A 22,734-nucleotide genomic window follows, 5' to 3' on the forward strand; every position below is an offset into this window, starting at 1 on the left:
TTAGAGAAACTCTCTTTTTTTATTGGCGGTGATATTGCCGGTACACTTCCCGCTTCGACATATTCCTATCTTTCGCCGTTTGTTTTATCGCTTCTTTTGTCGTAAAATTTTTCTCCCGAATATAATATTCGACATGCTCGACCGGGGGTAGCGAATGCCACCATGCTTCCGTTTTTTCATCTTCCTGTGTTTCCTTTGCCCCTTCCACAATGATGCAAAATTCCCCGCGAATCTCGTGAATGTTTACCCATTCGACAATCTCGCTCAGATTGCCGCGAATAAACTCTTCGAACCGTTTCGTCAGTTCTCGACATAAAACAACGCGGCGCTCGCCGAACACTTCATGCATCATCATAAGCGTTTCTTGCATGCGATGAGGAGCTTCATAAAAAATCATCGTTTCCCGGACTTTTTTCAATGATTCCAACTGTTCCTTTTTTTCTTTCTTCGTCCGTTCAAGAAAGCCAAAAAAGTAAAAGTGGTTTGTCGACAGCCCCGATGCAACAAGCGCAGTTAACGCTGCGTTTGCACCTGGAAGCGGGACAACAGGACACCGCTCTTCAAGGGCAGAAACAACCAGCTCATGGCCCGGATCTGAAATTCCCGGCATTCCCGCGTCGCTGACGAGCGCTACGGATTCTCCCGCTTTCAGACGCTCCACAATTTGCGGCCCGCTTGTATATTTATTATGCTCATGATAACTAATGAGCGGCGTACGGATTTGAAAATGGTTTAACAGTTTTTTCGTTTGCCTTGTATCTTCCGCGGCAATCATATCTACTTCTTGCAAAATGCGCACCGCCCGGAACGTCATATCTTCAAGATTGCCTATCGGCGTCGGAACGATATATAGCGTTCCTTTATGATTATCTTCAAAACTTTTTTGCTGCCAAAGCATTCGTCCTTGCTCCTTTACGATGGGATGATTCCATATAACAGCTGTTTCACTTCATCCGTATATTCATTATCGTCATTATATACAATAAGCGGCGGCAAAATTTTTAAATCCGGATTGCCGTCTTTAATGCCTTCAATCAAAATCGTATTTGCCTCTTTTCCGGCCTTCGGATAAACAAACCGCAGCCGCTTTGGCTCTAGCCGATATTCGCGCATTAGCGTAATAATGTCAAGCAGCCTTCCCGGCCGGTGCACAAATGCGGCTTTACCGCCCTGTTTTAACAGCTGGCTGCTTACGCGAACCACATCTTCAAGCGTACAATAAATTTCATGGCGGGCAATGGCTAAATGAACATTTTTGTTCATTTCCTCCTTGCTGATTGTTGGAAAATACGGAGGATTGCATGTAACGACATCATATTTACTATATCCTAATTGTTTCGGCGCATCTTTAATATCTCCATGGATAATTTCGATCTGTTTTTCCAAACCGTTATATTTTACGCTTCTTTTTGCCATGTCGCAAAGCCGCTCTTGAATTTCTACCCCGATAATTTTCCCTTTTGTTCTCATGCTTAATAACAACGGAATAACGCCGTTTCCCGTGCATAAATCGACAATAAGCCCTTTTTGAATCGGCATATAAGCAAATTTCGCCAGCAAAACCGCATCGAGGGAAAAAGCAAACACCGACGGACTTTGAATAATGCGGATTTCTTCATGCAAAAGATAGTCAAGCCTCTCATCGTCATACAATTCCACCATCGCGCATCCTCCTTATCTCAAAAAAATAACCTCTCCTTAGCGGAAAGGCCTACTTTTTATTTAAAAAGGATAAGCAAAATAAACAATCGCCTTCTTTGCGGACGCTTCCATAATGGACATGGCAAATATGGAATCCTTCTTGATAAAGGCGGGCTAAATTATCGTATCCTTCGCCGATGTCAATTAACCTTCTTTCATGGCTATGCTTATGATCTTTTTCTTTTCGTTTTTCTTCTTCCAACTCTCCGCTCATTTGCTCAAGCCGGCGGCGCAAATGATCGTTTTCAATTTGCAAATGATGGTTTTCCTCCAGCAGTTCAGCTACATACTCCTTTAGTTGCACAAGCTGGCGGTACAAATGGCTGAGTTGTTCCTCCATGCCTGTTACTGACTGAAAAATTTCTTTCTTATCCACGTCAATCCACCCCAATTAATCTGTGGCTTGGACTGGTAAAGTGCCATCTTTCATCAACTCGTCGAGCGTATATTCCACGACCCGTCCATATTCCGGCAATTCTACTTGCAATACTCGTTCTAAAATATTCAATCCGATCACTTTTCCAAGGCCATGCGGGGTTTTCACATACTCGCCTAAATCAGGAAGCTGCTCTTTCGCTGTTTCATATTCATCATTTTCGTATTTTAAGCAGCACATTAACCGGCCGCAAAGACCGGAAATTTTCGTCGGATTGAGCGACAAATTTTGATCTTTCGCCATTTTAATCGATACTGGTTCAAAATCTCCTAAAAATGTCGAGCAGCAAAGCATTCTTCCGCACGGGCCGATCCCGCCAAGCATTTTTGCTTCATCACGGACACCGATTTGCCTTAATTCAATGCGCGTACGAAAAATAGCCGCCAAGTCTTTGACAAGTTCGCGGAAATCGACGCGCCCATCCGCGGTAAAATAAAAAATCACTTTATTGCGGTCAAACGTATACTCGACATCGACTAATTTCATTTCCAAGCCGTGCTCTTCTACTTTTTTCAGACAAATATCGTACGCTTCCCGCGCCGCTTTTTTGTTTTCCTCGACAATTAATTTGTCTTTCCCGTCCGCGACGCGGATCACTTTTTTCAACGGCAAAACGATATCGTTCTCATCCACTTGCTTGTTGCTTATAACGACTTTTCCGTACTCAATTCCACGAACTGTTTCGACAATGACGAACTCCCCGACAGGAATCGTCAATTCTCCGGGATCGAAATAATAAATCTTTCCCGCTTTTTTAAAACGGACACCGACGACATTATACAAACGCTTTTCCCTCCTTTACTCCTTTAGGTCAAGGATAAGCTGCTCCATTAAAAGCTGTACGCTCATATTCGTTGTATTTAAACGCGCTTTTGCCCGCAAAATCATTTCCATACTTTTTACAATCTGCCGTTGAGGACAGGAAAGCGACCATTGCCGCAAATCATCAAGACGATCGCGATAAATGATTTGTTCCACTTGTCCTAATTGAATATACAGCATATCTTTATATATATATAAAAGCAAATCCAATCCTAAATCAATTTGTGGTTTTTCTTGAAAATGAGGCAGCCATTGATCATGAACAAAAAAAAGTGCCTGCAAATCATTTTTCCTTAACGTTTCATATAATTGTAACACTATTTTTCTCGCCTGCGCAAACCAATCATCTCGGCTTAATTGGAGCGCTTCCTCATAATTGTTTGTCACATGTGCAGCAAGGAAAGCAATATGAGGCGGAATTTGCTGTTTTTCCAAATAATTAGCAAGCAAAGCTGGTGGGATTGGCTTAAACGAAAACACTTGGCAACGGGAAATGATCGTTTCCAGCATGCGGTGATATTGTTCTGTAAGCAATATTGCTACCGTCCCTGGACGAGGTTCTTCTAAAAATTTTAACAAGCTATTCGCTGCGTTCGTTGTCATTTTGTCAGCATGCTCAATAATATACAGCTTCCGGTCCGACTCTACCGCCGTTTTCGTAAACTCTTGCTGTAGCATTTCAATTTGCTCTTTTTTCACCGATTGCCCATCTGGTTCAATAATATGGACATCCGGATGGTTTCCGGAATCGATTCTGCGGCAATTCCGGCATTCATTGCATGGCTTGATTCCGGAACGATTTAAACAAAATAAGCTTTTTGCCAATAAAAGACTCATTGCTTTTTTTCCCGTTCCGCGCTGCCCCTCAAACAAATAGGCATGAGAAATTCGCCCTTTTTCCAGGCTTTTTGTGAGCATTTTCACTACTGCAGGTTGATATCGTTCGAGCTGCTCCCATTCCATAGCCACATTTATCACTCGCTTATCTTTATATTATTTATTCTAACATGTCTTGTCTTTTTCATCATGTTTTGCTTCATGGAAACACCGCTGCTATCTTTCTCCTATTCGGTCCATTATTGCCGCTACGGTCATTGCAAACACTTCATCAACCGATTTGGAAGCATCAATGGTAATGATGCGGTCAGAGAACCGTTTAGCTAACTTTAAATATCCTTCTCTTACCTTATAATGGAAAGACAAATTTTCCATATCAAGCCGGTTCATTTCGCGCTGCTTGTTTTTTTGAATCCTCTCTAATCCTATTTTAGGGTCAATATCAAAATAAATAGTCAACGTCGGAAAATAGCCATTAATAGCAAACTGATTAATTTGTAATATTTCATCCATCCCTAATTCTCTCGCAAATCCTTGATAAGCTAAAGAGCTGTCAATAAACCGATCGCACAATACGATTTTACCGGATTTTATCGCAGGAATAATTTTTTCTAAAAGATGCTGCCTTCTCGCAGCGGCGTAAAGGAGCGCTTCCGTGCGGCCATCCATTTCCGTGTGTGCCGGATTTAAAATAATGGAGCGAATTTCCTCGGCAATACGAACACCTCCCGGTTCTCTTGTCGCTAAAACGTCAAACCCTTTTTCCCGCAAAAACGATTCCAGCATAGCAATCATCGTCGTTTTTCCTGCTCCTTCCGGCCCTTCGAAAGAAAAAAAACGGCCTTTCATGCGTTATATCCCCCTTATTTTTTACTAGTTGAATACACTTCTATTTGATCAGAAGATAAAAACTTTCCTCCTTGAAAGCGCGCGTGATAACTTTTTAGCCGTTTGATTTGTTCAATATGTTCTCTACTAATCCGTTCTCCTATAAATAATAAAGGCACTCCTGGCGGATAAGGTGTTATTGTTTCCGCTGCGATAAATCCTTCCGCCTTCTCTAAGTCGATCACTTTTTTCGGCAATGTTTGTAGTTCTTTATAAGAAATCGCAGCAGAGGAGGCCGAGAAAGAAAAAGCACGGAACGAATGCAGCAGCTCTTCGCTATAGCTTAATCCGTGAAACGCCCGCTTTATTTTTTTGATCACTTCCTCCAAGCGCTCAACAACCGCAAGCGGGTATACGAGCAAAACGTTAAACGGATCGGCAAGCTCCGCAAAAATTCCTTCTTGCTCCAAACGTTGCTGAAGCTCATAACCGGACAACTGACTTCTCGTTTGGATGGTAATTTTCAATAAATCCGTCTTGACAAACGGATGTTGCGAATGAACTACAGCGATCCCTTCTATCTCATCAAGAGCATCTTTCAACTGGTGGATTTGCTTGAAAATATCCTCTACATCTTTCCTTGTTAAACGGGCAAGATAGCTTCTTGCCAAATCAAGGGAGGCCATTATCGGATAAGATGGGCTGCTTGACTGGAACACTTGTAAAAAATACTTTAGTTTCTCCTTATCTATTAAGGAACTATTGACATGCAAATACGACCCCATCGTCATAGCCGGCAATGTTTTATGCGCTGATTGGACAACCACATCTGCTCCGCAGGTGATTGCTGTTTTCGGAAAAGGATCCCCTAAGACAAAGTGAGCACCATGCGCCTCATCGACAAGCACAGGAATACGGTAGCGATGAGCGATGTTAACGACTTCCGTCAAATCAACTGCCATTCCATAATAATTTGGATTAGTCAACACTAATGCAGCAGCATCTTGATGGAGTTCAATCGCCTTTTTTATTGTTTCATATGCTACATAAGAAGCGACACGGACGTCTTCATCAAATTCTGGAGGGAGAAAAACAGGAGTGGCTCCGACTAGTTGAAGCGCGTGCATAATCGATTTATGGCAATTCCGCTGCACGATTACTTTTTTCTTTTCTCCGCAAACAGCAAAAATCATCGCTAAATTGCCAACAGTAGAACCATTCACTAAAAAAAACGTTGCTTCTACATTATACAGCTTGGCTGCCAACGATTGCGCTTCGGCGATGACCGATTCTGGATGATGAAGGTCATCAAGGCCACTTAACTCAGTCGCATCAAGTTTTAACAACTGTTTATAATCATCTTTTGCTTCTTTAGGAAATACTATGCCATATTTATGACCTGGTACGTGAAATGAAAATGGATGGATGGAATCATGCCGTTTTAAAGCGGTATATAAAGGCGTTCGCTGTTGATCCATGAATGCCCCTCTTTCCTCTTTCATGTTCACAAATATAATGTCTTACCATAGATAACAAGATATATATTATCATTAATCTTATCGCTTTGAATAGAAACACATACGATTTCCCAATTATTCCATAATGAAAGTGGAACGCGTAACTATTATGTTTATATAAATAAAAACAGGTCCTATCGATAGGACCCTATGAATATATTTTCGAAGATATAATTTTCCTTAACTGTTTTACGTAAAAACTATATTCCGGATCGTCCGTATCTGTTTGCACAATCTTCCTTTCACAGTCAAAACAAAGAAACTGATCACAAATTTGAATACCTTCTCGCTTTGGCTGCTCACAAACGATACATATCTTTTCCATACCATCTTTATCCGTTATCGGTGAACCCACCTTCTCCACCTCCCACCTTTTATTTTTCCCGCATTTATAAGTTTCTATACTAATATAGATAGTAAAAAATTAGAGATGCTTATAATTTTATAACACCACAGAAACAGAGCAGAGAATGCGCACTTTTACTTAAGAGTTTCATATAGGAAAAAACAGCTGGTTAAGCTTTTATGCTTAACCAGCTGTTTATCGTTAACTTCTTTAACACAGCAGCTGTTTCCAAATTCCCTTTATTCATAATAAAAAGCATCCTGCTTGTTCTGAAGGCAGGATGCTTTATAAAATAAACTTGCCTAGCAACGACCTACTCTCGCAGGGGCGCTGGCCCCAACTACCATCGGCGCTGGAGAGCTTAACTTCCGTGTTCGGAATGGGAACGGGTGTTTCCTCTCCGCTATTGTCACTAGGCAAGTATTTCTACCACAGACAGATATTATTATATTTCAATCATATCTTTTGTCAAGAGGAATTTTTCATTCCCTCAAAACTAGATAACCGTCCGTCTGGAAGAAACCGTTTGGCCAGGCGGCATTCTCCGTTGTTCGTGGTTAAGCCCTCGATCGATTAGTATCCGTCAGCTCCACGTGTCGCCACGCTTCCACCTCGGACCTATCGACCTCGTCATCTTCGAGGGATCTTACTCGCTTGACGCGATGGGAAATCTCATCTTGAGGGGGGCTTCACGCTTAGATGCTTTCAGCGCTTATCCCTTCCGCACATAGCTACCCAGCGGTGCCCCTGGCGGGACAACTGGTACACCAGCGGTGCGTCCATCCCGGTCCTCTCGTACTAAGGACAGCTCCTCTCAAATTTCCTGCGCCCGCGACGGATAGGGACCGAACTGTCTCACGACGTTCTGAACCCAGCTCGCGTACCGCTTTAATGGGCGAACAGCCCAACCCTTGGGACCGACTACAGCCCCAGGATGCGATGAGCCGACATCGAGGTGCCAAACCTCCCCGTCGATGTGGACTCTTGGGGGAGATCAGCCTGTTATCCCCGGGGTAGCTTTTATCCGTTGAGCGATGGCCCTTCCATGCGGAACCACCGGATCACTAAGCCCGACTTTCGTCCCTGCTCGACCTGTCTGTCTCGCAGTCAAGCTCCCTTCTGCCTTTGCACTCTCCGAATGATTTCCAACCATTCTGAGGGAACCTTTGGGCGCCTCCGTTACCTTTTGGGAGGCGACCGCCCCAGTCAAACTGCCCACCTGACACTGTCTCCCACCCCGCTAAGGGGTGCGGGTTAGAATTTCAATACCGCCAGGGTGGTATCCCACCGCCGCCTCCACCGAAGCTGGCGCTCCGGCTTCCCAGGCTCCCACCTATCCTGTACAAGCGATACCAAAATTCCATATCAGGCTGCAGTAAAGCTCCACGGGGTCTTTCCGTCCTGTCGCGGGTAACCTGCATCTTCACAGGTAGTATGATTTCACCGGGTCTCTCGTTGAGACAGTGCCCAAGTCGTTACACCTTTCGTGCGGGTCGGAACTTACCCGACAAGGAATTTCGCTACCTTAGGACCGTTATAGTTACGGCCGCCGTTTACTGGGGCTTCGGTTCGCACCTTCGCTTCCGCTAAGCGCTCCCCTTAACCTTCCAGCACCGGGCAGGTGTCAGCCCCTATACTTCGCCTTTCGGCTTCGCAGAGACCTGTGTTTTTGATAAACAGTCGCTTGGGCCTTTTCACTGCGGCTCCCTCAGGCTTTGGACCCAAGAGAGCACCCCTTCTCCCGAAGTTACGGGGTCATTTTGCCGAGTTCCTTAACGAGAGTTCTCCCGCGCACCTTAGGATTCTCTCCTCGCCTACCTGTGTCGGTTTGCGGTACGGGCACCTCTCACCTCGCTAGAGGCTTTTCTTGGCAGTGTAGGATCGGGGACTTCGGGACCAACGGTCCCTCGCCATCACGGCTCCGCCTTATTGCCAGACGGATTTGCCTATCTGGCGGCCTAACCGCTTGGACAGGCTATTCCAGCAGCCTGCTCGCCCTACCTTCCTGCGTCCCCCCATTGCTCCAACGGTGAGGAGGTGGTACAGGAATCTCTACCTGTTGCCCATCACCTACGCCTTTCGGCCTCGGCTTAGGTCCCGACTAACCCTGAGCGGACGAACCTTCCTCAGGAACCCTTAGGCTTTCGGTGCAGAGGATTCTCACCTCTGTTTTCGCTACTCACACCGGCATTCTCACTTCTAAGCGCTCCACGAGTCCTTCCGGTCTCGCTTCGGCGCACTTAGAACGCTCCCCTACCGATGACCGTTGGTCATCCCACAGCTTCGGTGGTACGTTTAGCCCCGGTACATTTTCGGCGCAGAGTCACTCGACCAGTGAGCTATTACGCACTCTTTAAATGATGGCTGCTTCTAAGCCAACATCCTGGTTGTCTGGGCAACTCCACATCCTTTTCCACTTAACGTACACTTTGGGACCTTAGCTGGTGGTCTGGGCTGTTTCCCTCTCGACTACGGATCTTATCACTCGCAGTCTGACTCCCAAGGATAAGTCATTGGCATTCGGAGTTTGACTGAGTTCGGTAACCCGATGAGGGCCCCTAGCTCAATCAGTGCTCTACCTCCAAGACTCTTCCCTTGAGGCTAGCCCTAAAGCTATTTCGGGGAGAACCAGCTATCTCCAGGTTCGATTGGCATTTCACCCCTACCCACACCTCATCCCCGCACTTTTCAACGTGCGTGGGTTCGGGCCTCCAGTAGGTGTTACCCTACCTTCACCCTGGACATGGGTAGATCACCTGGTTTCGGGTCTACGACGACGTACTGTGCGCCCTGTTCAGACTCGCTTTCGCTGCGGCTCCGTCTTTTCGACTTAACCTTGCACGTCATCGTAACTCGCCGGTTCATTCTACAAAAGGCACGCCATCACCCATCAACGGGCTCTGACTACTTGTAGGCACACGGTTTCAGGTTCTCTTTCACTCCCCTTCCGGGGTGCTTTTCACCTTTCCCTCACGGTACTGGTTCACTATCGGTCACTAGGGAGTATTTAGCCTTGGGAGATGGTCCTCCCTGCTTCCGACGGGATTCCCCGTGTCCCGCCGTACTCAGGAGCCACTCGGGAGGGAACGAAGTTTCGACTACAGGGCTGTCACCTTCTCTGGCGGGCCTTTCCAGACCGCTTCGTCTACCCCGTTCCTTTGTCACTCCCATCTGAGTGGTCCTACAACCCCAAGAGGCAAGCCTCTTGGTTTGGGCTGTTCCCGTTTCGCTCGCCGCTACTCAGGGAATCGCGGTTGCTTTCTTCTCCTCCGGGTACTGAGATGTTTCAGTTCCCCGGGTGTGCCCTCCATACCCTATGGATTCAGGTATGGATACTGCCCCATTACGGACAGTGGGTTCCCCCATTCGGACATCTCCGGATCAACGCTTGCTTACAGCTCCCCGAAGCGTTTCGGCGTTTGCCCCGTCCTTCATCGGCTCCTAGTGCCAAGGCATCCACCGTGCGCCCTTTCTAACTTAACCACGCGAAAACAGCTTCACTTTCGCCGCCTTCGCTTCCCGGCTTCTTCCTTCCGGTTATCTAGTTTTCAAGGAACGAGACTGCTACCTTGTGCTCACTTCTTTGCTGTCTTGCGTCGAGGAATCCAGCTTCTTTGCATTCACTTGCAGACGCAAGCAAAGACGCAAAGCTATTTCAAATGGTGGAGCCTATCGGGATCGAACCGATGACCTCCTGCGTGCAAAGCAGGCGCTCTCCCAGCTGAGCTAAGGCCCCACATGATTAATATGGGCCTAAGTGGACTTGAACCACCGACCTCACGCTTATCAGGCGTGCGCTCTAACCAGCTGAGCTATAGGCCCATCATATCATCTATTAAAAAATTCCTTCAAAACTAAACAAAACGACAAGCGTCATTGTAACGTATTTTCTTTTCATTGTCAATAGGTTAGCTTTCCGTATCATCCTTAGAAAGGAGGTGATCCAGCCGCACCTTCCGGTACGGCTACCTTGTTACGACTTCACCCCAATCACTTGCCCCACCTTCGGCGGCTGGCTCCCTTGCGGGTTACCTCACCGACTTCGGGTGTTGCAAGCTCTCGTGGTGTGACGGGCGGTGTGTACAAGGCCCGGGAACGTATTCACCGCGGCATGCTGATCCGCGATTACTAGCGATTCCGGCTTCATGCAGGCGAGTTGCAGCCTGCAATCCGAACTGAGAGCGGCTTTTTGGGATTCGCTCCCCCTCGCGGGTTCGCAGCCCTTTGTACCGCCCATTGTAGCACGTGTGTAGCCCAGGTCATAAGGGGCATGATGATTTGACGTCATCCCCACCTTCCTCCGACTTTTAGCCGGCAGTCCCCCTAGAGTGCCCAACTGAATGCTGGCAACTAGGGGCGAGGGTTGCGCTCGTTGCGGGACTTAACCCAACATCTCACGACACGAGCTGACGACAACCATGCACCACCTGTCACCCTGTCCTCCCGCAAGGGAGGAACGCCCTGTCTCCAGGGTTGTCAGGGGATGTCAAGACCTGGTAAGGTTCTTCGCGTTGCTTCGAATTAAACCACATGCTCCACCGCTTGTGCGGGCCCCCGTCAATTCCTTTGAGTTTCAGCCTTGCGGCCGTACTCCCCAGGCGGAGTGCTTAACGCGTTAGCTACAGCACTAAAGGGAATAACCCCTCTAACACTTAGCACTCATCGTTTACGGCGTGGACTACCAGGGTATCTAATCCTGTTTGCTCCCCACGCTTTCGCGCCTCAGCGTCAGTTACAGACCAGAGAGCCGCCTTCGCCACTGGTGTTCCTCCACATCTCTACGCATTTCACCGCTACACGTGGAATTCCGCTCTCCTCTTCTGCACTCAAGTCCCCCAGTTTCCAATGACCCTCCACGGTTAAGCCGTGGGCTTTCACATCAGACTTAAGGGACCGCCTGCGCGCGCTTTACGCCCAATAATTCCGGACAACGCTCGCCCCCTACGTATTACCGCGGCTGCTGGCACGTAGTTAGCCGGGGCTTTCTCGTTAGGTACCGTCACCGTGCCGCCCTGTTCGAACGGCACTTCTTCTTCCCTAACAACAGAGCTTTACGATCCGAAGACCTTCTTCGCTCACGCGGCGTCGCTCCGTCAGACTTTCGTCCATTGCGGAAGATTCCCTACTGCTGCCTCCCGTAGGAGTCTGGGCCGTGTCTCAGTCCCAGTGTGGCCGGTCACCCTCTCAGGCCGGCTACGCATCGTCGCCTTGGTGAGCCGTTACCTCACCAACTAGCTAATGCGCCGCGGGCCCATCCGTAAGTGGCAGCCGAAGCCGCCTTTCAACCGAAGACCATGCGGTCTTCGGTGTTATCCGGTATTAGCCCCGGTTTCCCGGAGTTATCCCGGTCTTACGGGCAGGTTACCCACGTGTTACTCACCCGTCCGCCGCTAACCAAGCGGAAGCAAGCTCCCGCCCGGTCCGCTCGACTTGCATGTATTAGGCACGCCGCCAGCGTTCGTCCTGAGCCAGGATCAAACTCTCCAAAGAAAGTTGACTGCTCAATCATTGTCTAGCTTCGGCTCCTAGCCCCTCGGGACGCTTCGGTCTCGCTGTGGTGGCAACCGCCTCCTCGCGAGCCCTCCAGCGCCTGTCGGGGCTAATCAGTCGCCTTCGCTTTTCTTATTGACGCTTGCGTTTTGTTTAGTTTTCAAGGAACTTTTGCACACTTTACTAAGTATATATGCTGCACTTTGTATTGTCAATTTATTTATTTTACTTTTTAACAACGACGTTCTTTAATATAATACATATAATAATAGAAGTCAATATGTTTTTTTAAAAAATAAAAAGACGATGATGAAAAACAACGTCTTTCATTATTCTTTCTATGAAAATTTTCCTTACATAACAATATACTTGTCAATGATGATTAAAGCTGCCGCCCCCGGAATTCCGAGGAATCCGCATATCAATGCCGTGATGAAGTTAATAGGGATATGAACATGAAACGTTCCGCCAACGGCATTGATAACGAATAAAACTAACGCTCCAACAATTAATTTTATCATTCCATATCCTAAAAATTTCAATGTTTTCAACCTTGCCCCCACTAATAATAAAATAATAATCATAGACAATGACAAAACAACAGCAAATTTTTGTTCCATTTTCCACGCTCCTTTTTTTCATGCTTGTACTATCAACGTATGAAGAAAGAAAGAAAAAAGAACAAAAAATAAAGGAAGCTATTTCACTCCCTTTAATGATACACGTCGGTATTTCGCTTCCCGCATTAAAAAAAAGTATTTGGCTTCTGCAACATGCAATGTCATCAGCACTTCCTCTGAAGGTTCCACACTTTTTTCAATCAATTGTTTCTGTCCATACCATTCATCGCGCGCTGCTTGCAATTGTTCTATTAATTTCAGATCAAACTGTTTTTTCAACCAGCCTTTCCGCCGCCATAACAAGTGACTTCCACCTCTTTCTATAACTCTCGACGTCCTTCCAAAGCTTTCGAAAGCGTCACTTCATCGGCATATTCTAAATCTCCGCCCACTGGCAAACCATGGGCAATTCTCGTCACTTTTATTCCCGTTGGTTTTAACAAACGCGATATATACATCGCGGTCGCTTCCCCTTCAATGTTCGGGTTTGTTGCCAAAATCACTTCTTGTACAGCTTCATCCTGCAACCTTTTCAATAACTCCGCAATTTTTATATCTTCCGGACCGATGCCCTCCATTGGAGAAATGGCGCCATGCAACACATGGTAAAGCCCGTTGTATTCTTTCATTTTTTCCATCGCAATGACATCTTTCGGATCTTGCACAACACAGATTGTTGTCCGATCCCGTCTCTCATCTTTGCAAATATAGCAAGGATCTGTATCGGTAATATGCCCACAAATCGTACAATATCTAATATTGCGTTTGGCATCCACAAGCGCTTTAGCAAATTCCAACACAGTATCTTCCTTCATTGTTAAAACAAAAAACGCGAGACGAACAGCTGTTTTTGGTCCGATTCCGGGCAGCTTCATAAAACTATCGATTAACTTAGATATTGGTTCTGGATAATGCATAAAACTCCTCCTAGAACAATCCCGGAATATTCAATCCTTTTGTGAATTGTCCCATCATTTCAGCCGCCAACTCATCTGCTTTTTTCAATGCGTCATTGGTTGCCGCCAACACTAAATCTTGAAGCATTTCAATGTCTTCCGGATCCACGACTTCTTCTTTAATTTTCACTTCTAAAATTTGTTTATGACCATTTGCAATGACGGTTACCATTCCGCCTCCTGCAGTACCTTCTACCGTTTTTTCCGCTAATTGCTCTTGTGCTTTCTGCATTTCTTTTTGCATTTTTTGCATTTGTTTCATCATTTTTTGCATATTTCCCATTCCGCCACGCATCATCGTTTTTTCCTCCTTATACGTTTTATTCCTTAATTTCAATGATTTCCTCGCCAAACAGCCGTTTTGCTTCTGCGATTAACGGATCTTCTTCTTTTTCTTGTTCGCGCTTCGTCCCTTTTTCGCGGATGAATTCTTCCCTTATCTTTCCCCATTCTTCTTCAGGAACGGCCACCATCTCAAAACGTTTTTTCGTCAGTTCGAATAAAATCGCCTCTAAATTATCTTTCACATAATTCGTATTGTCAGCAGCCATTTTGCAGTGAATTTCATATTTAAACTTCAACACAAAAGCGTTCGGGCTTGCCGCAACTGGCTCGCTTTCCTGCAATAAAGCCGCATGGGACACTTTATGCTGTTTCTTTAATGTATCGAGCATCTCAGCCCAATGGCTTTTGATGAGCGATAAATCCTGATGGGTCGCTTGCTTTAATATTTCATGAATACGGCCAACCGGCGTTTTATATCCTCCCGTTTTCAGCGGCCTCGTTTGTTTTTGCGCCTGCGCGGGGGCGGTTGCCGCCACAGATTCATTGTGTTCTTTCAAACGGCGCAGCTCCGCTTCCAAATATTCCACTTTTCTCGCAAGCGATTGGATTTCTTCAGCAGACGAAGATGTGGACGAAGCTTGTTGATGGCAAAGCTTCACCAGCGCGACCTCTAAGAAAATGCGCGGATGATTCGTCCATTTCATTTCTTGCTGGCTTTTATTTAACACTTCAATCGCTTCATATATGTCAGATAACGGAATCGATTCCGCCAAATGTTGAAACGTATCGTCGACAATGGTGCCTTTGATTGCTCCTTCAACATGGGGAGCCGTTTTATAAAGCAAAAGATCGCGATAATATAAAATTAAATCTTCCATAAGGCGGTTAGGATCTTTTCCTTGATCCATCATTTCCTCAAGCAGACGCAACGATGTTGCCGCATCTTTTTCATATACAGCCTGAATAAGAGAGGCCAATGTCGCAGAAGACACGGAACCTGTCATGGCAAGGACGTCTTCAAGCAGCAATTCTCCATCGCTAAATGAAATAGCTTGATCAAGCAAGCTTAACGCATCGCGCATTCCGCCATCGGCCGCGCGCGCAATCGCAAACAAAGCTTCATCGGAAGCTGTCATCCCTTGCTGTTCCATCACGTGCCGCAGTCTCGCGACAATGGAATGCAATGGGATCCGTCGAAAATCAAAGCGCTGACACCGGGAAATAATCGTAAGCGGGATTTTATGTGGCTCTGTTGTTGCCAATATAAAAATAACGTGCTTCGGGGGTTCCTCTAACGTCTTTAACAATGCGTTGAAAGCGCCAATCGAAAGCATATGCACTTCATCAATAATATATACTTTATAGCGAACAGATGTTGGCGCAAATTTCACTTTATCGCGGATATCGCGAATTTCATCGACCCGGTTGTTCGAAGCCGCGTCAATTTCCAATACGTCCGGAATAGTGCCATTTGTAATCCCGATGCACGCAGGACATTCATTGCACGGTTCTGCCATCGGTGCATGCTCGCAATTTACCGCTTTTGCGAAAATTTTCGCAGCGCTCGTTTTTCCTGTGCCGCGCGGACCCGAAAACAAATAAGCGTGAGATATTTTATTTTGAAGCAGGGCACTTTGCAATGTTTTCGTCACGTGTTCCTGGCCGACAACGTCCGCAAACCGCTGCGGCCGAAAAACACGATATAAAGCTTGGTATGTCACGAAATGGCCCCCCTCTTTTCCTCATCTTATTCATTATATAATGTCTTCGCCTTTTTTCAAAATAGAAATAGAATAAAAAAACTCACTCGCAAGGAGTGAGTTGTTCATTGTCTTTATGCAGGCCGTGCACCTTCTGTCGATTAGCTGCCCCAAGCGTTGCTCAAGCAGTTAGCTCAGCCCAGGCACCCCCGCGGCACATGGGAGCATCCGCTTACTGCTGCTTCCTTCCGGACCTGACAGGGTTCACGGAATCCCATTGCGCGGGACCCAAGCGTCAACACCACTTACTTGAGACAGGCCTCACGGCAGACTAACCTCGAGAAGGGATTCAGCCTCGCTAGAGCGGATTGCGAGTACAGGGCACCGCTACCTCCCCGCTTAGCACGGCAATATAAGTATATCGGTTTTTAAAACAAAATGCAATGACTGACCGCAATCATTTGCTGGATCTTTGCCCAATATTTTTCTTTTTCTCACGAAGCTTTCGGAAAAAGTTGCTTAACATTTGTCCGCATTCTTCTTGTAACACTCCACCAATCACTTCCGCTTGATGATTAAACCTTCCTTCTTGCAACAAATTCATCAGTGTGCCTGCACACCCTCCTTTTGGGTCGCTTGCACCAAACACAACCCGCTTAATGCGGGCAAGCACAATGGCTCCGGCGCACATCGCGCAAGGTTCCAGCGTGACATACAACGTCGCGTCTTCCAAACGCCATGAACCTGCTTTTTTACACGCTTCGTCAATCGCTAAAATTTCCGCATGGGCGATAGCGCGTTGTGCCGTCTCCCGCAAATTATGGGCACGCGCAATCACATTGCCGCCTTGGACAATGATTGCACCGATTGGAACTTCTCCTATTTGTTCCGCTTGTTTCGCTTCTTCTATAGCTAAACGCATATAGTATTCATCGTTAACCATCGCTGAACTCCTTGTAAAAAGGTCATTTCTGCTCTTTTTTCATCATAAAATAAGAAGAACGAAGACGCAACTAGGAGGTAAAGTATGCAAATTCACGTCGTACAAAGAGGGCAGACGTTAAGCGGAATTGCTCAAGCGTATAATACGACTCCGGAAGAAATCATTCAGGCAAACGATCTTCCAAATCCAGACAACCTTGTCGTCGGTCAAGCGATTGTCATTCCGATTGTTGGCCGTTTTTATTGGGTTTTGCGCGGTGATAGCTTATGGTCCATTTCCCGCAGATTTTCCATTCCTATGCAGCAGCTTGCACAAATTAACCGCATCTCCCTCGATAGTCCGTTGCAAGTTGGACAGCGTTTATATATTCCTCCAAGGACAAAACGGAGAGCTGAGTTTAACGGATACATTGAACCGCGCGGAACGGCTGTCAGCCCAGCGCTGGAAGCAAGCGCTCGCCAAGCTGCCCCGCATTTAACCTATTTAGCTCCGTTTCACTTTCAAATCCAGCGAAATGCAACACTCAAAGAACCACCATTAAATAATTTCCCATCTATCGCCCGTGCCAATGGCGTTACGTTAATGATGGTCGTTACCAACATCGAAAACGAACAGTTCAGCGATGAGCTAGGAGCCCTCATTTTAAATAACGAACAATTACAAAACCGCTTATTGGATAACATAACCACCATAGCGAAAAAATACGGATTTCATGATATTCACTTTGATATGGAATATTTGCGTCCTGAAGACCGGGAAGCGTATAACGCGTTTTTGCGAAAAGCAAAGCAGCGGTTTGGACGCGAAGGCTGGCTGTTGTCCACCGCCCTAGCCCCAAAAACGAGCGCGACACAAAAGGGACGCTGGTATGAAGCGCATGATTACCGCGCCCATGGCCAAATTGCTGACTTTGTCATCATTATGACATACGAATGGGGATATAGCGGCGGACCGCCAATGGCTGTTTCTCCAATCGGTCCTGTTCGGCGCGTGCTGGAATATGCCATTTCCGAAATACCTGCTTCTAAAATTATGATGGGACAAAACCTGTACGGATACGATTGGACGCTTCCATACGTACCAGGCGGACCATATGCGCAGGCGATTAGCCCGCAGCAAGCGATCCGTCTTGCCTCCCAACATAACGTCACCATTGAATATGACGCAAACGCGCAAGCTCCCCATTTTCGTTATCGAGATGAAAGCGGAAAAGAACATGAAGTGTGGTTTGAAGATGCCCGCTCGATTCAAGCAAAATTCAACTTATTAAAAGAGCTTGGCCTGCGTGGAATGAGCTATTGGAAACTAGGATTAGATTTTCCACAAAATTGGTTGCTATTAACAGATAACTTTACAGTTGTAAAAAAATAAAAAAATTTTTATCGCACCTGGTTGTTTTTCCCAGTGCGATTTTCTTTTTCTATGTTAAAATAAAGTTTGTCTGTTTATAAGAAAGGGGGAATGTAAAAATGGGAATGGTCCCATTTATCGCGATAGAAGGACCGATTGGAGTTGGGAAAACTTCATTGGCAAAAGCAATTTCTGAACATTTTCATTATCATTTAGTGAAAGAAATCGTTGACGAGAATCCATTTCTCGGGAAATTTTATGAAAATATCGAAGAATGGAGCTTCCAAACAGAAATGTTTTTCCTTTGCCACCGTTATAAGCAATTAGAAGAAATTGACCGTGATTTTCTGCAACGACAACAACCGGTTGTCACCGATTATCATATAATGAAAAATCTAATTTTTGCTAAAAGAACATTAAAAATCCATCATTACAAAAAATATACAAAAATCTATGATATTTTAACGGACGGTCTACCTCAACCAAATATGATTATTTATTTACATGCCAGCCTTGAAACGCTATTAACGCGCATTCAGCAACGAGGTCGCGATTTTGAAAAAAGAATGGATCCGGTCTACTTGCAACAGCTATCCGCTGATTATGAAGAAGCGTTTTCTCTATTCGAACAAGCAAATCCACATATTCCAGTTCTTCGGTTCAACGGAGACTTGCTTGATTTCGTTCAACGGGAAGAAGATTTACATTACATATTCGAACGAGTAAAAACTGTCGTAAAAGGGGTTTCGCAATGATGAACTTACGTGAAAAATATCGTATTCCAGATAACGCCATCATTACGATTGCCGGAACAGTTGGCGTCGGTAAATCAACCATGACAAAAGCATTAGCAAAAGCGTTAAATTTCCGCACTTCCCTAGAAAAAGTCGATACGAATCCATATTTAGACAAGTTTTATGCTGATTTTGAACGGTGGAGTTTCCATTTGCAAATCTATTTTCTTGCCGAGCGGTTTAAAGAACAAAAACGAATGTTTGAATATGGCGGCGGCTTTGTTCAAGATCGTTCAATTTACGAAGACGCGCATATTTTCGCAAAAATGCATTTTGAAAATGGAACAATGACAGCAGTAGATTACGAAACATATACGAGCTTATTTCAAGCAATGGTAATGACACCATACTTCCCGCATCCTGATTTGCTTATTTATTTGGAAGGAAGTTTTGAAGAAGTGATAAAACGTATCCGTGAGCGCGGGCGCCCAATGGAACAAAAAACACCGGTATCATATTGGAAAGAAATGTATGAACGTTACGAAAAATGGATTAATGAATTTAACGCTTGTCCGGTTCTTCGCGTAAACATTAACGAATATGATATTATCGAAGACGAGCAGTCCATCGAACCAATCATTAAAAAAGCGGCAACGATTATTCATGAATATTATCACATAAAAAAATAACCGCCACAATTAGGCGGTTATTTGTTTTGGAAAAATAAAAATTCGTTACAAAATGTAACGAATCGTTTCGGATGACAATCTCCACTTATGCGCGTTGGTATTTCAAACTTTATGGCGGAGGAGGAGGGATTCGAACCCCCGCGCGCCTTGCGGCGCCTCTCGGTTTTCAAGACCGACCCCTTCAGCCAGACTTGGGTACTCCTCCATGCCTCTGTACCGACATCAATGAATATAACATCATGAAAACTAAAAGTCAACCGTTTTATGGTGAAAAGGGCGGGCAAACCCGCCCTGCTTTTTTATCGAATAACTTCTCGATTTCCCATGTACGGGCGCAATACTTCCGGAATGACAACGGTGCCATCCTCTTGCTGGTAATTTTCTAAAATGGCAGCTACTGTGCGGCCAATGGCCAATCCTGATCCGTTGAGTGTATGGACATATTCCGGCTTTGATTTTGGTTCACGGCGGAAACGAATATTAGCACGCCGTGCTTGGAACGCTTCAAAATTGCTGCAAGAAGAAATCTCACGATACGTTCCATAACTTGGCAGCCATACTTCAATATCATACGTTTTCGCCGCCGCAAATCCTAAATCACCGGTACATAAACATACAACCCGATAAGGAAGCCCAAGAAGCTGCAAAATTCTCTCCGCTTGATTGGTCAATTTTTCTAATTCATCATACGAATCTTCCGGTTTTACAAATTTCACAAGTTCTACTTTATTAAATTGATGCTGGCGAATAAGCCCTCTTGTATCACGTCCAGCAGCGCCGGCTTCGGCGCGGAAACACGCGCTGTAAGCAGCATAGTAAATCGGCAAATCTTCCGCCGATAAAATTTCATCGCGATGCAAATTGGTCACAGGCACTTCTGCCGTCGGAATTAAAAAGTAATCCTCTGTTTCAATGCGAAATGCGTCTTCTTCAAACTTTGGCAGTTGTCCTGTCCCTGTCATGCTCGCCCGATTAACAAGATATGGAGGCAATATTTCTTGATAGCCAAACTCTTCGATATGAACATCAAGCATAAAGTTAATTAACGCGCGCTCTAGGCGGGCACCAAGTCCTTTATAAAAGACAAAGCGGCTTCCCGTCACTTTCGCAGCCCGTTCAAAATCAAGAATACCGAGCTGATCGGCGATATCCCAGTGCGGTTTCGGCTCAAACGAAAATGAACGCGGCTCTCCCCATTTGCGGACTTCGACATTATCTTCTTCCGACTTACCGACAGGTACCGATTCATGCGGGATGTTTGGAATGGACAATAACAGCGCATTTAATTCTTCTTCCACTTGCCGGATTTCATCATCCATTGCTTTAATGCGATCCCCTACTTCCCGCATCTCGGCAATAAGATGATTGGCATCTTTTTTCTCCCGCTTTAACACAGCGATTTGTTGGGATACTTCATTTCTTTTATTTTTTAGTTCTTCTGCTTTTGCGATTAATTCGCGGCGCTTTTTGTCGAGCTCTGCAAAACGGTCCATATTCGCTAAATCTCCGCCGCGCTTTTGAATTCTTTCTTTCACTTCTTGAAAATGATTGCGCAAATACTTCACATCGAGCATCAGCAATACCTCCTTCTTTTATTTATAATTATAAAATAAAAACTCTCGTCCCGAAAAAGGGACGAGAGTTATCCCGCGTTGCCACCCTTATTGAAGACGAGGCTGTCTTCCGCTCGAACCGATAACGGCGAAAAACCGAAAATGCTTACTAGCTTGCGCGTTCAGCATTTTACTCCAGGATGGATTCACAAGCGTTTCCCGCCGGTTTGCACCACCCACCGACTCTCTGGAGAGAAACCGTCTTGCTACTAGTTCCTTTCATCGCTTTAGCGCTATATTATTTTACATATACCTGCTTGTACCATTAATGTACTATAAGTCTTTTTGAAACGCAACCTTTTTTATGCTTTCGCTTCTTTCACCATATTGAGAAAATATTGCGTCATGCGATGGTCGTCTGTTAATTCAGGGTGGAATGAGCAGCCTAAAAACTGCCCTTGCCTTGCCGCAACAATACGCCCTTCATATTTCGCCAAAATTTCGACATCCTCGCCTACTTCCACAATATGCGGAGCGCGGATAAACACACCGGTAAAATCATCAGCAACGCCAGCGACCGAAAGTTCCGCTTCAAAACTTTCACGCTGACGGCCAAAAGAATTGCGTTCCACCGTAACATCCATCAATCCTAAATGCGGCTCATCATAGCCGACAATTCGCTTTGCTAACAAAATGAGGCCGGCGCACGTGCCAAACATCGGTTTTCCCGCTGCTGCGAATTGTTTCAACGGCTCGATAAATCCGTATTTATCCATTAAGCGGCGCATCGTCGTGCTTTCGCCACCAGGAAGAATAAGCCCATCAATTTCCTCTAATTGCTCTATTTTTTTTACGACCACAGCTTCAGCACCGCATGCTTCAATGGAACGAACATGTTCTTGGACGGCGCCTTGCAAGCCAAGCACTCCAATTTTCATCATTCACGTCTACTCCTTCTACCAACCACGCTCTTGCATACGTTGTTCTGGCAATAATGACGCGACATCAATACCGCGCATTGCGCCACCTAACCCTTTGGATAAATGAGCGATTAGCTCGTAATCTTCATAATGGGCTGTCGCTTCAACGATCGCCCGCGCGTATTTTTCCGGATTTTCCGATTTAAAAATTCCCGAACCGACAAACACTCCATCTGCGCCTAAATGCATCATCAACGCCGCGTCAGCCGGAGTCGCGATACCGCCAGCGGCAAAGTTGACAACAGGGAGACGGCCCAATTGTTTAATTTCACGCAATACTTCGACAGGAGCGCCTAAATTTTTTGCTTCTGTCACAAGTTCATCTTCACTCATGCTGACGACTTTGCGAATTTGCGCATTGACTTTGCGCATATGGCGCACTGCTTCAACAATGTTTCCTGTACCTGGTTCCCCTTTTGTGCGCAGCATCGATGCCCCTTCGGCAATGCGTCGGGCTGCTTCTCCTAAGTCGCGGCAACCGCAAACAAACGGAACGGTAAATTGCCGTTTATCAATATGGAATTCTTCGTCCGCTGGTGTTAATACTTCGCTTTCATCAATATAATCAACGCCTAGCGCCTCAAGAACGCGCGCCTCCACGTAATGGCCGATACGTGCCTTTGCCATAACAGGAATCGACACGGCCTTCATCACTTCCTCAATAACCGTCGGATCCGCCATGCGCGCGACTCCACCGGCAGCACGAATGTCAGCAGGAACACGTTCCAATGCCATCACCGCTACCGCACCGGCCGCTTCCGCGATTTTCGCTTGTTCCGCATTCACCACGTCCATGATGACGCCGCCTTTTTGCATTTCCGCCATTCCCCGTTTGACACGGTCTGTACCTGTAATCGCCATTGATTATTCCCCCTTATTTCGCTACGTAAGTTACTTTGTTACTTATCACCGCGTTCCCATCATAAAGAAGATGATTACATTTTTCT

20 protein-coding genes, 3 tRNA genes, 3 rRNA genes, 1 other RNA gene and 1 other annotated feature are annotated in these 22,734 nt (G+C 45.8%); of the genes, 3 read left to right on the forward strand and 24 right to left on the reverse strand.

Features of this window, described 5'->3' with window-relative positions; genetic code table 11:
- Window positions 1-19: 19 nt before the first annotated feature.
- The 20 genes from rsmI to tadA all read right to left on the reverse strand — a co-directional run bounded on the left by rsmI (window position 20) and on the right by tadA (window position 16,481).
- Window positions 20-898, reverse strand: a complete 879-nt coding sequence (gene rsmI / locus AOT13_RS02880; RefSeq protein ID WP_042385719.1) for a 16S rRNA (cytidine(1402)-2'-O)-methyltransferase — start codon at window positions 896-898, stop codon at window positions 20-22.
- Window positions 899-912: 14 nt separating this feature from the next.
- Window positions 913-1,662, reverse strand: a complete 750-nt coding sequence (locus AOT13_RS02885; RefSeq protein ID WP_003247393.1) for a tRNA1(Val) (adenine(37)-N6)-methyltransferase — start codon at window positions 1,660-1,662, stop codon at window positions 913-915.
- A 49-nt stretch (window positions 1,663-1,711) separates the two neighbouring features.
- A complete protein-coding gene (gene yabA, locus AOT13_RS02890; RefSeq protein ID WP_003247391.1) occupies window positions 1,712-2,077 on the reverse strand; it encodes a DNA replication initiation control protein YabA in 366 nt (121 codons plus the stop codon).
- A gap of 15 nt (window positions 2,078-2,092) precedes the next feature.
- A complete protein-coding gene (ricT, locus tag AOT13_RS02895) occupies window positions 2,093-2,920 on the reverse strand; it encodes a competence/sporulation regulator complex protein RicT (RefSeq protein ID WP_003247389.1) in 828 nt (275 codons plus the stop codon).
- A gap of 15 nt (window positions 2,921-2,935) precedes the next feature.
- Window positions 2,936-3,928, reverse strand: coding sequence for a DNA polymerase III subunit delta' (gene holB, locus AOT13_RS02900; protein WP_042385721.1), 993 nt, complete (start codon window positions 3,926-3,928; stop codon window positions 2,936-2,938).
- Window positions 3,929-4,012: 84 nt separating this feature from the next.
- The gene (gene tmk, locus AOT13_RS02905) at window positions 4,013-4,645 is read right to left on the reverse strand and encodes a dTMP kinase (protein ID WP_042385723.1); all 633 of its coding nucleotides are present in this window, start codon (window positions 4,643-4,645) and stop codon (window positions 4,013-4,015) included.
- A gap of 14 nt (window positions 4,646-4,659) precedes the next feature.
- On the reverse strand, window positions 4,660-6,102 hold the full coding sequence (locus tag AOT13_RS02910; RefSeq protein ID WP_042385725.1) for an aminotransferase class I/II-fold pyridoxal phosphate-dependent enzyme: 1,443 nt from the start codon (window positions 6,100-6,102) through the stop codon (window positions 4,660-4,662).
- Window positions 6,103-6,289: 187 nt separating this feature from the next.
- Window positions 6,290-6,496 (reverse strand): sigma factor G inhibitor Gin, encoded by a 207-nt coding sequence (locus tag AOT13_RS02915; protein ID WP_042385727.1) that lies wholly within the window; start codon window positions 6,494-6,496, stop codon window positions 6,290-6,292.
- Between the two features lie 291 nt (window positions 6,497-6,787).
- A 5S ribosomal RNA gene (gene rrf, locus AOT13_RS02920) occupies window positions 6,788-6,904 on the reverse strand.
- A gap of 136 nt (window positions 6,905-7,040) precedes the next feature.
- Window positions 7,041-9,970 (reverse strand): 23S ribosomal RNA (locus AOT13_RS02925).
- Window positions 9,971-10,147: 177 nt separating this feature from the next.
- A tRNA-Ala gene (locus tag AOT13_RS02930) sits at window positions 10,148-10,223 on the reverse strand.
- A 12-nt stretch (window positions 10,224-10,235) separates the two neighbouring features.
- Window positions 10,236-10,309 (reverse strand) — tRNA-Ile (locus AOT13_RS02935).
- Window positions 10,310-10,418: 109 nt separating this feature from the next.
- A 16S ribosomal RNA gene (locus tag AOT13_RS02940) occupies window positions 10,419-11,977 on the reverse strand.
- The 16S, 23S and 5S rRNA genes sit together here with 2 tRNA genes alongside, the layout of an rRNA operon.
- Before the next feature lie 353 nt (window positions 11,978-12,330).
- Window positions 12,331-12,597, reverse strand: a complete 267-nt coding sequence (locus tag AOT13_RS02945) for a pro-sigmaK processing inhibitor BofA family protein (RefSeq protein WP_013399799.1) — start codon at window positions 12,595-12,597, stop codon at window positions 12,331-12,333.
- Window positions 12,598-12,675: 78 nt separating this feature from the next.
- Window positions 12,676-12,900, reverse strand: coding sequence for a YaaL family protein (locus AOT13_RS02950; protein WP_013399798.1), 225 nt, complete (start codon window positions 12,898-12,900; stop codon window positions 12,676-12,678).
- A 17-nt stretch (window positions 12,901-12,917) separates the two neighbouring features.
- Window positions 12,918-13,514: a recombination mediator RecR gene (gene recR, locus AOT13_RS02955; protein WP_003247378.1), complete on the reverse strand. Its 597-nt coding sequence runs from the start codon at window positions 13,512-13,514 to the stop codon at window positions 12,918-12,920.
- A gap of 10 nt (window positions 13,515-13,524) precedes the next feature.
- Window positions 13,525-13,848, reverse strand: coding sequence for a YbaB/EbfC family nucleoid-associated protein (locus AOT13_RS02960; RefSeq protein WP_003247376.1), 324 nt, complete (start codon window positions 13,846-13,848; stop codon window positions 13,525-13,527).
- Between the two features lie 25 nt (window positions 13,849-13,873).
- On the reverse strand, window positions 13,874-15,559 hold the full coding sequence (dnaX, locus tag AOT13_RS02965; RefSeq protein WP_042386166.1) for a DNA polymerase III subunit gamma/tau: 1,686 nt from the start codon (window positions 15,557-15,559) through the stop codon (window positions 13,874-13,876).
- 122 nt (window positions 15,560-15,681) lie between these two features.
- Window positions 15,682-15,946, reverse strand: an RNA gene (ffs, locus tag AOT13_RS02970) — signal recognition particle sRNA large type.
- Window positions 15,947-15,995: 49 nt separating this feature from the next.
- Window positions 15,996-16,481 carry a tRNA adenosine(34) deaminase TadA gene (tadA, locus tag AOT13_RS02975; protein ID WP_003247372.1) on the reverse strand — a complete coding sequence of 162 codons (486 nt, stop codon included), beginning with the start codon at window positions 16,479-16,481 and terminating at the stop codon, window positions 15,996-15,998.
- An 84-nt stretch (window positions 16,482-16,565) separates the two neighbouring features.
- On the opposite strand from tadA, the gene AOT13_RS02980 reads away from it, so the two are divergent.
- The 3 genes from AOT13_RS02980 to AOT13_RS02990 all read left to right on the forward strand — a co-directional run bounded on the left by AOT13_RS02980 (window position 16,566) and on the right by AOT13_RS02990 (window position 19,254).
- Window positions 16,566-17,852 (forward strand): glycoside hydrolase family 18 protein, encoded by a 1,287-nt coding sequence (locus tag AOT13_RS02980; RefSeq protein ID WP_003247371.1) that lies wholly within the window; start codon window positions 16,566-16,568, stop codon window positions 17,850-17,852.
- A gap of 98 nt (window positions 17,853-17,950) precedes the next feature.
- On the forward strand, window positions 17,951-18,586 hold the full coding sequence (locus AOT13_RS02985; protein WP_013399796.1) for a deoxynucleoside kinase: 636 nt from the start codon (window positions 17,951-17,953) through the stop codon (window positions 18,584-18,586).
- A complete protein-coding gene (locus AOT13_RS02990; RefSeq protein WP_003247367.1) occupies window positions 18,586-19,254 on the forward strand; it encodes a deoxynucleoside kinase in 669 nt (222 codons plus the stop codon). The genes AOT13_RS02985 and AOT13_RS02990 overlap by 1 nt, the downstream gene beginning before the upstream one ends.
- Before the next feature lie 112 nt (window positions 19,255-19,366).
- Here AOT13_RS02990 and AOT13_RS02995 read toward each other — a convergent pair.
- From AOT13_RS02995 to pdxS, 4 genes are all read right to left on the reverse strand, one after another.
- Window positions 19,367-19,459 (reverse strand) — tRNA-Ser (locus AOT13_RS02995).
- Between the two features lie 94 nt (window positions 19,460-19,553).
- Window positions 19,554-20,828 (reverse strand): serine--tRNA ligase, encoded by a 1,275-nt coding sequence (gene serS / locus AOT13_RS03000; RefSeq protein WP_003247365.1) that lies wholly within the window; start codon window positions 20,826-20,828, stop codon window positions 19,554-19,556.
- A 54-nt stretch (window positions 20,829-20,882) separates the two neighbouring features.
- Window positions 20,883-21,099: a binding site (T-box leader), on the reverse strand.
- 70 nt (window positions 21,100-21,169) lie between these two features.
- Entirely contained in the window at window positions 21,170-21,748 is a 579-nt protein-coding gene (pdxT, locus tag AOT13_RS03005) for a pyridoxal 5'-phosphate synthase glutaminase subunit PdxT (RefSeq protein WP_003247363.1), read from the reverse strand.
- 15 nt (window positions 21,749-21,763) lie between these two features.
- Window positions 21,764-22,648, reverse strand: a complete 885-nt coding sequence (pdxS, locus tag AOT13_RS03010) for a pyridoxal 5'-phosphate synthase lyase subunit PdxS (protein ID WP_013399795.1) — start codon at window positions 22,646-22,648, stop codon at window positions 21,764-21,766.
- Between the last annotated feature and the right edge of the window lie 86 nt (window positions 22,649-22,734).

Origin of the sequence: Parageobacillus thermoglucosidasius (assembly GCF_001295365.1) — a bacterium.
In the GTDB taxonomy this organism is placed as follows: Bacteria; Bacillota; Bacilli; order Bacillales; family Anoxybacillaceae; genus Parageobacillus; species Parageobacillus thermoglucosidasius.